Genomic DNA, 13370 nt, shown 5'->3' on the forward strand with positions numbered 1-13370 from the left:
GGTTATAACCCTCATATCTGACAGCGATTTGTATTATTTCTCTTTCGCTTCACAACGGAGTTTACCGGGCTGATTGACTTACACCTGTTTTGGTAGGGCAATGAACAGGTTTTACAGTTGGCGCCTGACAATCGATACCCTTTAAGTACTTATGAATATATGTATTTTATATATTGTGAGTTATCTTTATAGTATGTTTCATTATTTTATCCGATAATTTGAAAACATCGTGCGCTGAAATTTTATATTTTTCTGAAATCTTAAAAATATCCTCTGCATCATTTTCTTTACCAGAACCTGGGTCTGGATATCGACCAGCCCAATAAACAAAGTGTGTCAGCCCACGAAGAATTGCCAACTCTTTTTCACTTAAGTCGGGAATGAAAGTAGCTAGCTGATGTAATCTGTGATGCCGGTTTTGTGCCTCCATGGCTTTGTATCCTTCTATACCTTCCTTCATAATTATCATCGATTTAAGGCATATTTCTAAGCTATAGCCAACAAGCATTAAACCCACAGCGCAGTATTGGCTGTCGCAAACTCCGCGGATCAATACAGGCATGCTTTCAAAGTCTTGGTCTTTTCTTAAAACAGCAACCGCAGCTTCAGATAGCGCATGAGCCTGTGATAACCAAAGAATTGGGTTCTTTAATTCATCACTTGTCGCTGGTTTTGTTATATCCACAGGAAATCCTGCACTAGTGCTAGCCATTCCTAACATTTGGCGAGCGAATGCACTGTATCCGAAGGGATCGCTGGCGAAAATAGATCTATTTGGTTCTATATGTTTGCTGAAATTATTCATGTGATTTATCTATCATTGCATCAAAAAATGTTGGTTTGTACTGATTAGTCAGTATAAATATGAAAGCCTATGTTCTTATTGGTTTTTTGCTCTGTTAGCAGCATTCTCTTGACTTTAAACCGAAATACTATTCCAGCCTCAGCCTCTCCCTGAGTTCCTTCACCAGCGACATATCATCCAGCTCCGCGCTAATCTCATGACGAATAGCATTACTGAACTGCTCGCTACGCTCACAGCTATCATGATAACCATGTGACAGCCAGTTCCAGCTCCCGAGAACAATGTAGCGGCCATCGATCATCAGCACCTTTTCATGAGTACCTTCGGTCAGGCGGATAACATTGTCTTTTCCCAGTTGTTCGCGGTACTCAGCAATCAGAGTTTCATCATTATCCTCTTCACGGTCCAGACGTTGATGGTAATACCCGTAATAGACTTTAACGCTGACACCACGCCGCTGTGTTGCCACCAGTTGTGCCAGTTCCGGCCTTTGATATTGTTTACCGCCCCGACGGATCCATGGAGTGATAATAACCAGCTCCTGTTCACACTGGCTCGCCAGAGCACTGAATGCGGCGATATGTTCGCAGTCGCGGTAATAACGCTGCAAACGCGGTGTCTGGCTCAGGCTGGCGAAATTTGGATGCTGGCTGCCCTGTTCAAGAAGGAAATCTTCAGCAACAGTGTCCGCAAGAACTTTCAGGTATCCACCTGCCTGTCGCAACCGGTGGTGGTTACCTACCACGATAAACTGCTGTTTTGCGCGTGAAACCACGACATTCAGCATGTTTGGCGCATCGTTCTGAAAATTTGGATTATCAAGAGGATGAAAAATTACCGGGCTGTAAATGATGACCTCAAAGCCCACGCCCTGGAACTGATGCACTGTACCAATGCAGTTTTTCTGCCAGTGATTCATTCGCTGGGCAAGGCGCTTGATCAGTAATGATTTCTGATTGCTATAGGGAGTGACGATGCCCACATCGGTAGTCAGATCGTAACCGGCTTCTTCCAGCTTATTCAGCAGTAGCTCAATAGCATCGACTTCATCCAGATTAGTGTTAACCATATCGCCTTTCTGGCCTTCTACGCTGTAGAACATCAAATGATGCCCGCCAGACTTTTCAAAGGCACTGGCAATGCGGTCGGAAGGGGAGGACGTTTCCACGCTGACGCCATGATAGCCCGCCAGCCGGATAAAGAGATCGGCAATAGGTTTCTGGCACCGACGATGCTCATCGAGAATAATACCGTTGCCGGTATCATCCACTCGTCCGGAAAGTGTACCTGCCGCGCGGTGCCAGCCTGTAACGCTTGCAGGTGAAACCCGCTCATATAACGTATTATTGTCAGCAAAATGACGATCACGCAGTTGTGTTTGCAGGTTTTCTGACAGGTTTCTGATGGGTTCGATTTGCAGGGGATCTCCGACAATCATCGCTTTTTCGCTGCGACTCAATAGTGGCACCAGAGATTCAAGCGAAATCATGCCTGCTTCATCGCACAGTGCCAGATGCCAGGGTTTGTGCCCCCTGAGTTCATCAAGTTTACGATAACCCGCCACTTTCCACGCGGAGACCAGCGTGGTAGCCATTACCGGATACACCAGTGACAGTGCGCGAAAGAATTCATCCAGCTTGTCCAGCCAGCGATAGTAGCCCGCGCTGCGGCGATTACTCATCAGAGCCCGCCAGTGGGTCAGCACCTCTTCCAGCTCAATTTTTCGCTTCAGTTGTTCCTGCCAGAGATAGCCGATAGCAGCTTCAAACATTTCCCGGTGTTGCCTGATGAAGCGTTTACGCAAAATGTCACACCAGTTACCTTCGGGATAATGCTGTTGATACTGAGCCATAACCTGCTGTGTCCGGGTGACTTGCTGCCATTGTTTCCTGAGCGTTGTGATATCAGCACACAGCTTCACCAGATTTTCTTCCTGCTGCCCATCGGGTTCGTCCTGCATGAGCAGTTCCAGCAGGGCCAGATTGTCTGGCTGATGTGACAGCATCTCTCCCGCATCAGCCAGAGCCGCTAACTGGCGATGGGGCAGGGAAGAAAGACTGAAATGCTGAAAGTCCTCCGGTGCAGCAAGGCTCATTTGTTGCAGCCGTGCCGGATATTTTCCCTCGAACAGGCGGGCCAGATGACGTTTTATCCCCTTACGCGGATAGTCACGGTAATGCAGTTCCAGTGCGGGGCGTAGTGGTGAATCCATCCAGCGCAGTATTTGCGCCAGATCATGTCGTTGTGGCCATGTCGCCTGCAATGTCTGGTAAATTCTGCTGGCCTGCAAACGCTGGGCTTTTATCCCGCGAAGTTCCTGCAGGCGTTGTTCCAGCAGGCTGGTTAAGTTGTCCAGGTCGTCAGGATGATGCAGTGAAACGTCAATCCCCAGTCGTTGTGCATGAGCGGCTACCGGCGGGATTTTTGCCATAAAACGTGCCGGAAGCTCTTCTGCGTTTGTGGTGTTCAGATCACAATCCACAACAGACTGTATCGCGGTTGCCTTTTCATTCAGATACGCCCGGTAACAGGAGTTTAACTCGTCGCGGTGCCTGAGCAAAACAGCCAAAAAATCGCGCTGGTGCTGTTCATCATAGCTTTCCTGCCGCCAGCGGCTGAACAACTGCTCAAGCCGGGTAAGCTCATGCTGAACCTGTTCGTTCGATCCGCTATGAAACCATAACCAGTCAAGATCCCGGGTTGCAGGGTCACTTCGCAGATCGTCGATGATATTCTCCACCGCTTTTATTGCCGTGGAAGTTACCAGCATGCCGAAGTTCTGGTCCTTTCCATCAGCGATTGCCAGTGCTCTGGCAACCAGTTGTTGTGCGATGAGTGACTTGAACAGCGTTGTTTTACCCGTATCCTGGACGAATTACCGCGGGTGACAACTCTCTTTCTGAAGCCAGTGCCTGTGGAGGATGATGCTGCATTGCAGGAACTTCATGAGGCTGATGATGTGGCTGAAATGGCTGAAAATTATTTCCGGCATTTCCAGGTCCGGGCGGATGATTTCTCTGTCGATAATTATTATCCCTGGCGAACGAAGCCAGTATTTTCCTGCAAAACGGTCACGCAAAAGAAATCGCCTCTGACAATCCGCATGTTTATTGAATCTGCCAGGGCAGGACACTGGTTATATAAATAATTTCAGACTGCCCGTTCCGGGGCAGTCAGGTAAAACAGATTAACACCACGGAGTCATTATTATGAGTCTGACGGATACGTTGCAGAATACCCTTTCCGGTTTGATTAATACCACCCTGAATCGTTATCAGCTTGACATTCCCTCCTGTACCTCACCGCTTGATGTCGAAGATTTTTGCGGGACAGAAACACTGAGCCAGCTCTACCGCTATGACATCAGTTTCACCAGTACGGACAGGAATGTGGATGCCAGCCAGCTACTGAGCAAACCGGCGACGCTGACGATGGGCGGCAGCATATTACAGAGCCTGACTGAACATAAGCGGGTACATGGCGTGGTCACGCATTTTGAGCGAATCAGCAGTTCTGCTGACCAGACAGAATACATGATAACCCTCGAACCGTTCCTGTCCCTGCTGGATAAACAGTTCCGCAGCCACCGTTTCTTCGTCAACAAATCGGTGCCGGAGGTGGTGGAGCAGGTATTGCAGGAACACGGTCTGCACGGCTGGGAATATGAGTTTAACCTCAGACAGAGCTACCCGAAGCGCGAGCAGATAAACCAGTACCAGGAAAGCGACCTGGCGTTTATTCAGCGCCTGCTGGCAGAGGTGGGGATATTTTATTTCTTCACCTTACAGGAAGATGCGCAGAGTGAAGTGGTGCATTTTGCCGATGCGCAGCGGGCGCTGATGTTTGGTAAGACCCTCCCCGTAAACAGCCCGTCCGGGATGAGCGACAGCGGGGCCGACTCGGTGTGGGGGCTGAACGTCACCCATAACGTGGTGGAGGCGAGTGTCACCGCCCGGGATTACAACCACCGCGATGCTCAGAGCATCCTTCAGTCTGCGCCTGCAGATATGACCCGCGGCGACGGTGAAGGGGTAACCTATGGTGATGTTTATCACTACCGGCTGCGTCATCTGGCGCGCGGCGATAAAATCGACCCGCAGGCAGAAACCGCCAACTTTTACGCCCGCCTCGACCATGAGCGCTTTCTGGCGAACCGGACGCTGATTACCGGCAGCAGTACTGCGGCATGGCTTGCGCCGGCACAGATACTGACCATCACCGACGGCCTGCCGCCAACCCTGCCTGCACTTCTGCAGGATCCGGTATTAATCACCGGCACCGGGTTTACCGCCAGCCGTAAGGAGGCACTGCGGGTGACACTGCTGGCCGTACCCTACAGCGAAACGGTGTGCTGGCGTCCGCCGCTGCTGCCGCGCCCGAAGGTGACCGGGACCATGACGGCGCGGGTGAGCAGCGCAAAGGTCAATGATATCTACGCCTGGCAGGATGCGTCCGGTCTGTACCGGGTGAAATTTGACGCCGATCGTGACGGGAAAAGCCTGGGCCAGGAAAGCATGCCGGTACGCCTCGCCAGACCTTATGGCGGCGACGTGTACGGCTTTCACTTCCCGCTGATCCAGGGCACGGAAGTGGCGATCGCGTTCCATGAAGGCGATCCCGACCGCCCGTATATCGCTCATGCAATGCACGACTCCCGCCACGTTGATCACGTCACTGAAGCCAACAGCACCCGAAATGTTGTCAGGACTGCAGGCCTGAACAAACTGCGGATGGAGGACAAGCGCGGCGAAGAGCATGTCAAGCTCAGTACGGAGTATGGCGGAAAGACCCAACTCAACTTAGGCCACAATGTAGACGCCTCTCGCACCCTTCGTGGCGAAGGTGCGGAGTTACGCACCGATAAATGGGTGGCCGTTCGTGGCGGAGCCGGTGTATTCATTAGTGCGGACAAACAACCATCCGCCAGTGACAAAATGCTTTCTATGAAAGAGGCTGTGGCACAGCTTGAAAATGCGTTAAGTATCGCCAGAAGCCTTTCCGATGCGGCAGAAAGTGCTCTGGCGTATCCGGCGGATATCCAGAGCCAGAAAATGCTGACGGATGCACTGACAGAACTGGTACAGCCGGGGATGGTATTGAATGCACCGCAAGGCGTTAGCATCAGCAGTCCGGAAGGTGTACGCGTTTCCTCGGGTAGTGCCAGCGTGGGGATTGTAGCGCAAAATAATGCAGACATCAGCGCTATGAAGCGTTTCACGGTTGCGGCAGGTGAAGCTATCAGTATGCTGGCCCGTCAGGCGGGTATGAAGCTGTTTGCGGCGAAGGGGAAAGTCGAAATTCAGGCGCAGGATGATGCACTGGACGCTATCGCCAAGAAAGATGTTACGGTAACGAGCGCCGAAGGCAAAATTGAAATCACAGCAGCAACGGAACTGGTCGTTAACTGTGGTGGTGCCTATATCAAGTTAAGTGGCGGAAATATTGAGCTAGGTTGCCCAGGGAATATTTTACTGAAATGTACCAATGTCCAGAAAATGGGAGCAGCCTCGCTGAACACACCTGCTTCTGAATTTCCAAAAGGGTATGGTGGAGTTTACTCTCTGACTGACGAAGAAGGGAAAATTATCTCTCAGACTGAATATAAAGTGACGACAGCTGATGGGCAGGTATTCCATGGAATTTCAGATGATAATGGCAAAACACTGCCGATTTATACCACAATGCCCGGAAAATTAAAAATTGAGATCCTTGGAACCGGCAATTCAACAACAGGAAGTGAATAAGTATGAGTGATTACCATGCATGGGAAGCCAGTGATTGCGAGCATTTCACTGATGTTAATATTTCCGAGAAAACAGTTGTCTGCAAACGAAAACCCGTTCCGGGGATAACCATCACGATCGGGATGTTTTTTGATGGAACAGGGAATAATGTGTTTAATACCCAGAATCGCATCCTGGAGTCCTGTTCTCATCTTGACGTTGGAATGAAGCCAGAAGACGCTGAAGCCTGTGCCAAAAAACTAGGGAAAAATGTTGATAATGCGGGGAGTTATATTGGCTATTATTCAAATATTCACTGGCTCAATACACTTTATGCTACCAATGATGAAGTAATTGAAGGGCAGTCAGATTATCAACGTGCTATCTATGTTCAGGGGATCGGTACCGATAAAGGTAATAGCGATAGTGCTATCAGTATGGGGACCGGCGGTTGGTTTTATGGTGTCGTTGAAAAAACTGATGAAGGCGTCAGCCTTATTTCTGAACAAATTTCGAAATTCCTGGTTCTTAACCAAGGGCAAAATTTTGCAATTGAGAAAATCCAGTTTGATGTTTTTGGATTTAGTCGCGGTGCGGCGGCGACTCGCCACTTTGTTAACCGTGTAAGAAACAACGATAAAGCCATACAGCAGGCTATAACGAAAGGGCTTGGTGGTCGAAATCAGCATGGGAAACCTGCAGGTGAAACCCGCTTTCTGGGGTTATTTGATACCGTGTGCGCGGTAGGTACAGTCAGTAATCTATTTGATGTTCATAGTGGTGTGAACCCCGGCGTTGAGCTGGGCCTGCCTCCAGATATTGCACAGAAAGTCTTTCAGATCTCGGCAATGCATGAGTGCCGATACAACTTCAGCCTGAACAGTATTAAGGAATCCTGGCCGGAACTGGCTTTGCCGGGAGTTCATTCGGATATCGGCGGTGGCTATAATCCAAAGGAAAAGGAGTATCTTTTTCTGACCCAGCCCCAAAATGAAACTGTCAGTGAGAGTATCCCTCCTGAAGTGACCGATATCTACCGGCGTTCAGCGGCTGAAATACCTGACTTAAAGAGCCTGCCAGCGTTAAGTGCGATAATTCCGGGTGGTGAAGTAAAAACAGAAACCTGGTACGACTATCTTGTTAACGAGGATAGAAAACGTGGTGGCATCACACAAAAACGTGTTGGTGCGGCAGTCACTATTGAGAGGGTAGTAACTAATGACTGGAGTAAAGTTAGTTTACGAGTGATGCTGGATGCGGCACAAGAGGCTGGGGGAGTGTTTAATGAGATCCTCCCCAAGGATGAGAATTTCTCTTTACCGCCTGAGCTCGAAGCTTTATGTCAAAAAGCAATTGACCAGGGAAAGGCTGTGAGAAATGGTGGTGTGCTGACGCCTTTTATCTCACCAGAATTACAGTTAATTGGCAAATATATTCACTGCTCTGCTCACTGGAACCCTGTGGTTGTAAAAGATGTCTGGCTGGACGGGAATAAAGTGAAAACCATCTACGGGGCAGTGAAATCATCCGATCTATTTTTTTATATCAATCGCCCAAATCCGGGGTGGCTTCGAGCTGTCTGGAATATGCAGGGAGGTAAATCATGAAATCAATCGCCAGAATAATTTCGATCTTATTTCTTTTGGACTCTGTTAATGCCTGTGCTAGTGAGAAAACTAACAGCCTCAAAACTCCCTGGGACAAGTGGTATTTCGCTTTTACCACACCAAAAGCTTTACCAGCACAGGTTACATTGTTAAAACTGTTGGATGTTGATGGTTATGCATCGACGTATCGGACTATCGATCAGCCACAAGGGATCAGTGTAGATAAATGGAGTAAACGTAACTCTGCGGGGAATACACAATTTAATAAAGCCAACAGGTTGCCACAGATAATGATATTCTGCTGGGATTCGATTATTGATAAAAAAACATATCAGTCAACTTTATTTTTTACGCATGATACATGGGCTAAAATGATTAACCCTTACCCTGATGTCTTAGAACCTGGGAAAGATGCATACCGGCAGACGATGCTGATAGGGTTGGCCCCGGAGGGGAAAGTACGAGTCTGGCTAAGACAATATGGCCATTCGGACATCTCATTGAATGATACAAAAATAACGACTGTTTCAGGTAAAGACCTTGACATGTGCAAAGGTGAAACGAACTTTCCTAATGGCTATGAATATAGCGAGGGTATAATGAAATTTATAAATGGGAAAAAATACCCTTATGGGTCTTGGTGATAACTCACTAAAATAACTCCATTATTACGAGATCTGCCTGCTGAGTGCCCATGCAGTTAATCCATAGTTGCCAATGCTATTTATCTTGGCTTGCACGAGGTTTGATCGTGATGTTCTAAAGTGAGGTGAACTATGAAATGTAATATATTTAAGGCATTTTACGCTCTATTGATTGTGTTCGGACTCACGTCTTGTCTTCCTCCGATGTATGCGAATGGGTATAACCCTACATCAAGTAGCGATGATACTGGGTATATAATACACCCCTTAACATTTAATGTTGGGGCCTTTATAAATCAATGTTGGCAATCAAAGTATTATACTGATGAATTGCATGATGAAATGCTGTCTGCCTATATTGCAGAGCATGAAAAAATAACAGGCTTGAAACCAGTTGTAACCGACTATAAGCAGTATGTTGATTACAGCATTTGCAAAAAGCTTGTCTGTAATTTTGTTAATCTAGGATACATTCCAAGCGTAAATAAGAGAGAAGAAAAATGGTATAAGAAACCGGAAGGGGGAACTTGGGAGCTTGTAAAATAAATATGCTATTGGATATGGATAAGCGTTATTTGGCTTTGATTTACTGGGTGAGATGCATGCATTGCATTAAAATTATTTAATAGGTCTCTTATGTCTAAAGGCTTTGTATTGATTGGTGATAACACCACGCACGCCGACCAGGTCATTTCTGCCTCATCAACAATGGTAGTAAATGGAAAAAATGTTGCCCTCGTGGGTGATAAGGTCAGTTGCCCAAAAGATGGGCATGGCATTAATGCCATTATTGAGGGATCGCCTGAATGGACCTCTGACGGTAAAGCTGTGGTTGTGGATGGTTGCCATTGTGAGTGCGGTTGTCAGGTGATCTCCAGTGCACCGGATTGTGTAATAGGATAAGTAATGAGCTGGGAGCGTCAGAAATCAACAATATCGACTAAGCCTGAAGAGCCTTCATTTATCTTGTGGATGATGCTAGGGGTTTTCGCGCTGGTCGGTTGTGTACTGCTGTTTGTCCTGCATGCCAATAAACTGGCCGGGTCACTTCAAACATTTAATCTTTGGGCTGTCACCGCAGGCCCTGCAGTTGTCTGGTTTTTCTTTCTGTGTCTGCGTGGCTGGATCTATAACAATGCTTTTGACAGACACGAATTTGAAACCAATGAGGCAGAGTATGCGCAACAACAGTGGATGGAGTGGTCTGGACGCAATATCGCAGTATTACACAGTGGTGTAATGCTGCCTGCAAATCTGACACCTCAAAATTTTATTGCAGCCCCGCCAATGCTGGAGCAGAGCACATCTCTGACCCAACGAATGTGTCTGCAAGATCATGAGACACATTTTTCAGTTCTGTTGACCGGGTTAAGTCCTGTACTGGCAAAGTTGCCTTTAGATTTAATACCCGCTGTCACGCTACTGACAGATTTCCACGATGACATTCTGGTATTGCAGGATGCATTTGTGCAGGCCTGGCAGACAGCCATTCTGGATCTCCCTGTTCCACAGTTGACGATTCTTACGTCAAAGACCTTCCTCTCACTGGATGAGCGAATTAAATCACCAACGCTGGATGTGGATTTAATCCTTATTCACCAGACACAGGGACGGGACGCGTACAGTGATGCACTCGCAATCCTGTTGTTGACCTCTGATGATGTCGCCACAAAATATAATCTTTCGCTTAATGCCCGTCTTTTGCGTCCAATGGCTCTTGATATGGCGATTTCAGAAAAATCGCTGGATACATTTTTCTCGACACAAACTCAGGCTTGTGCCACTGCCAGTATTGTCGGCGACAGAGTGGAATGGGGTAATGCATTTTCTGATTTACTCGCAGCGACACAGGATTATGGCGGTCACTGGAAACCTGAACAACTCCACTGGCTGGAAAAATATGCCGGGCTCAGCGGCCCCTTTTCTCCATGGATAATGGCAGCAGTCGCCAGCGATATCGTGAACATACAAAAAGCAGACTGTCTGATGCTTTCTACAGATGGTGAGCAGAAATTTATTAATACAGTGCAAACAGGGAACCGAAACGATGACCACGGGTGATTCAGCATGGCGCGGAGGCTGGGGAAGACTGGGCTTCTCTGCGCTTTTATCAGGCGGAATTGCCTGGGGTATCTGGCACTTTGGCGATCAAATGGGGCTGCATACTCCGTTACTTAAAGGGCTGGTCATTGCCGGTGCCCTGGTTTTATTGATGCTGTTGCGCCATGGCAAAACCATTACACTTGCCATCAAACAGGGCTGGCATCGCTTTCAGTCAAAACGCAAAAATGTTCTGCCCGTCGATGAGGGACGTGTTGAGCAGACTGCCCCCCGTAACGTCACCGTTGACACCATCCGTGACGCCATGCGTAACCTCTACGGTCGTAGTTGGGGCCGTAAAACACGCTTTCTGCTGATAACCGGCACCGCCGCTGAGGTGGAACAACTGACTCCAGGCCTGACGGCTCAGCTCTGGCAGGAAGACCGCGGCACGCTGTTGTTGTGGGGCGGTGACCTCAATACGCCAGCGGACAGTGCCTGGCTGACCGCGCTGCGCAAACTGCGCCGCCGCCCGGTGGACGGGCTGGTGTGGGTCACCTCGGCTTTTGACCAGCTCTCAGCACCAGGGCTGGAGCAGCCGCTGCCGGTACCGTCTGAAAGCACCATGGATTCCCTGTCTCACGCCATCAGCGCTCGTATGGAAGCGCTTGGCTGGAAGCTCCCGCTGTATATCTGGTCACTGCACCCGCGCGCCGGTAAACCGGAAGGGCGCATTACTCAGGCTACCGGTTGTCTATTACCTGCCGGTTGCCGTACCGAAGGGCTGGCTGAGCAACTGTCCGCCCTGGCGCCGGACCTGACCTCGCAGGGTCTGCAGCAGACCTGTGGTGAGGTGAAACATAACTTCCTGCTGACGCTTGCCGACCAGCTCATTCGTGAGCCGGAAAGCGTGACCGCACCACTGTCGGTGATGCTCAATCCGTACCGCCCGCTTCCACTGGCCGGCGTGGTGTTCAGTCAGCCTTCAGCCGGTGCCGAACGTGCTGTGCCGCACCACTGGGGCATGGATAAACGCTGGGATGCCCTGCCTGAGTCTGTCCGGACACTCCCTGCCGGACTACGTCCGTGCAAGCCCGGCATTCCCTGGCGCAAAGTGTTTGCGTCGGTTGTCGCCCTGTCGATGGTGGGCTGGGCCGCGTGGATGGGGCTTGCGTATATAACAAACCGCAGCCAGATCGACGGCGCTAATGTCCAGGCTGCACTTGCCGCCCGGCAGAACCAGCCGCTGGAGCAGCGCCTGCACGCGCTGTCTGAACTGCAGAAAACGCTGGCCCGCCTGCAGTACCGCGCGGAGCATGGCGTGCCGTGGTACGAGCAGGCCGGACTGAGCCAGAACAATGCGCTGCTGGCCGCACTCTGGCCTCGTTACCAGCACAGCGCACTGCCGCTGTTGCGGGATGCCGCCGCTGACCATCTGCAGGGACAACTGAATGCCTTTAATGCGTTGCCGCCGGGCAGCCCGCTGCGCGAGCAGATGGCCAGAACCACTTATGACCAGCTCAAACTCTATCTGATGCTGGCCCGCCCGGAGCATATGGATGCATCCTGGTTCAGTTCTGCGTTGATGAATGACTGGCCTACGCGTGATGATGTGAAAGACGGCGTCTGGCAGGGTATGGCCCCGTCGCTGCTGTCATTCTATGGCGCACAGCTGGTCACACATCCTGAGTGGAAACTGCGAGCCGATGAAAACATGGTCAGCCAGGCGCGTTCCCTGCTGGTTCGCCTGATGGGGGTACGTAACAGCGAATCGACCCTGTACCAGAAAATGCTCTCTCAGGTGGCGCACCTGTATGTCGATATGCGGCTTGAGGTACAGGCCCGTCATCTGAAACTCCTGCGGCTGAAAGCTGGTCGCAGTGAGGCTGACAAGGCGCGACTAACACCAGTGATGGATCTGTTACTGTCCGGACTTATTCACCTTGATCCGGCACGAGCCGCTATTTTATGTGGATGATGAATAATGAATAAAAATGTCGGAACAAGTTACCTGGAAGGGTGGAAGAAAACATTTATCTATAAAGGGAATGCAACGCGCCAGGATTTTTGGTCTTTTATTTTAATTAATATAATTGTGGTTTTAATTATTGCAGCAGGAAGTTACTTAATCCTGGTTGGCGTTATCGCTGATCATACCAGTAGAGGTGGTATGGCGCTGGTATGGATGTATTTTGTTTATCTACCTCTTTGCGGTTTTGTCCCATTGATTTTATTCCTGCCCATTCTGTCTCTTGGTGTCAGGCGTATGCATGATATTGGGAAGTCAGGATGGTGGTTTAGTGGTCCACTGCTCATTGAATTAGTGGGAGGGCCCATCATCATCTCTGCTGTTTATTATCTATTGGTGAAATTCCTTAGTGAAGAAATGAGTCTGTTAATATTAAATGTAATTAACATGATATCTTCTGCTATTATTGTTATTGGCGTTATTTGGTTATGTTGTCAACCAGCAAACCCAAATTCTTCTGTATCACATTCTGAATTGTGACTTTTTATTGTTTCTCTTGAAAACTAATTTTTATTGATAAGG

Annotated in this window: 10 protein-coding genes and 1 pseudogene; 9 read left to right on the forward strand and 2 right to left on the reverse strand. The window is 49.2% G+C overall.

The window, feature by feature from the left end:
- Window positions 1-166: 166 nt before the first annotated feature.
- Complete coding sequence (locus ABGB15_RS08360; protein ID WP_313326378.1) at window positions 167-805, reverse strand: hypothetical protein; 639 nt, start codon at window positions 803-805, stop codon at window positions 167-169.
- 127 nt (window positions 806-932) lie between these two features.
- On the reverse strand, window positions 933-3575 hold the full coding sequence (locus ABGB15_RS08365; protein ID WP_369064162.1) for an AAA domain-containing protein: 2643 nt from the start codon (window positions 3573-3575) through the stop codon (window positions 933-935).
- Window positions 3576-3689: 114 nt separating this feature from the next.
- Here ABGB15_RS08365 and ABGB15_RS08370 point away from each other — a divergent pair, with 114 nt between their 5' ends.
- The 9 genes and pseudogenes from ABGB15_RS08370 to ABGB15_RS08410 all read left to right on the forward strand — a co-directional run bounded on the left by ABGB15_RS08370 (window position 3690) and on the right by ABGB15_RS08410 (window position 13328).
- Window positions 3690-3953: a DUF1493 family protein gene (locus tag ABGB15_RS08370; RefSeq protein WP_369064163.1), complete on the forward strand. Its 264-nt coding sequence runs from the start codon at window positions 3690-3692 to the stop codon at window positions 3951-3953.
- Between the two features lie 61 nt (window positions 3954-4014).
- Window positions 4015-6549, forward strand: a complete 2535-nt coding sequence (locus ABGB15_RS08375; protein ID WP_313326372.1) for a type VI secretion system tip protein VgrG — start codon at window positions 4015-4017, stop codon at window positions 6547-6549.
- A 2-nt stretch (window positions 6550-6551) separates the two neighbouring features.
- A complete protein-coding gene (locus ABGB15_RS08380) occupies window positions 6552-8135 on the forward strand; it encodes a DUF2235 domain-containing protein (protein WP_369064164.1) in 1584 nt (527 codons plus the stop codon).
- Window positions 8132-8779, forward strand: coding sequence for a DUF2931 family protein (locus tag ABGB15_RS08385; RefSeq protein WP_369064165.1), 648 nt, complete (start codon window positions 8132-8134; stop codon window positions 8777-8779). Before ABGB15_RS08380 ends, ABGB15_RS08385 begins: the two co-directional genes overlap by 4 nt.
- Before the next feature lie 132 nt (window positions 8780-8911).
- On the forward strand, window positions 8912-9325 hold the full coding sequence (locus ABGB15_RS08390) for a hypothetical protein (RefSeq protein ID WP_369064166.1): 414 nt from the start codon (window positions 8912-8914) through the stop codon (window positions 9323-9325).
- Between the two features lie 90 nt (window positions 9326-9415).
- Window positions 9416-9682, forward strand: a complete 267-nt coding sequence (locus tag ABGB15_RS08395) for a PAAR domain-containing protein (protein ID WP_369064167.1) — start codon at window positions 9416-9418, stop codon at window positions 9680-9682.
- Between the two features lie 3 nt (window positions 9683-9685).
- A complete protein-coding gene (locus ABGB15_RS08400) occupies window positions 9686-10840 on the forward strand; it encodes a hypothetical protein (protein ID WP_369064168.1) in 1155 nt (384 codons plus the stop codon).
- A pseudogene (locus tag ABGB15_RS08405) lies at window positions 10827-12653 on the forward strand (ImcF-related family protein); the annotation flags it as partial. The gene ABGB15_RS08400 and the pseudogene ABGB15_RS08405, both read left to right, overlap by 14 nt.
- Before the next feature lie 150 nt (window positions 12654-12803).
- Entirely contained in the window at window positions 12804-13328 is a 525-nt protein-coding gene (locus tag ABGB15_RS08410) for a DUF805 domain-containing protein (protein WP_313326369.1), read from the forward strand.
- Window positions 13329-13370 lie beyond the last annotated feature (42 nt).

The organism is Enterobacter sp. MALB-1 (assembly GCF_041021625.1).
Lineage (GTDB): Bacteria > Pseudomonadota > Gammaproteobacteria > Enterobacterales > Enterobacteriaceae > Enterobacter > Enterobacter oligotrophicus.

Bases quoted from the DNA above. Each gene is read 5' to 3' on its own strand.
- ABGB15_RS08360 (WP_313326378.1), bottom strand. From the start codon at position 805: ATGAATAATTTCAGCAAACATATAGAACCAAATAGATCTATTTTCGCC.
- ABGB15_RS08365 (WP_369064162.1), bottom strand. From the start codon at position 3,575: ATGCTGGTAACTTCCACGGCAATAAAAGCGGTGGAGAATATCATCGAC.
- ABGB15_RS08375 (WP_313326372.1), top strand. From the start codon at position 4,015: ATGAGTCTGACGGATACGTTGCAGAATACCCTTTCCGGTTTGATTAAT.
- ABGB15_RS08380 (WP_369064164.1), top strand. From the start codon at position 6,552: ATGAGTGATTACCATGCATGGGAAGCCAGTGATTGCGAGCATTTCACT.
- ABGB15_RS08385 (WP_369064165.1), top strand. From the start codon at position 8,132: ATGAAATCAATCGCCAGAATAATTTCGATCTTATTTCTTTTGGACTCT.
- ABGB15_RS08390 (WP_369064166.1), top strand. From the start codon at position 8,912: ATGAAATGTAATATATTTAAGGCATTTTACGCTCTATTGATTGTGTTC.
- ABGB15_RS08395 (WP_369064167.1), top strand. From the start codon at position 9,416: ATGTCTAAAGGCTTTGTATTGATTGGTGATAACACCACGCACGCCGAC.
- ABGB15_RS08400 (WP_369064168.1), top strand. From the start codon at position 9,686: ATGAGCTGGGAGCGTCAGAAATCAACAATATCGACTAAGCCTGAAGAG.
- ABGB15_RS08410 (WP_313326369.1), top strand. From the start codon at position 12,804: ATGAATAAAAATGTCGGAACAAGTTACCTGGAAGGGTGGAAGAAAACA.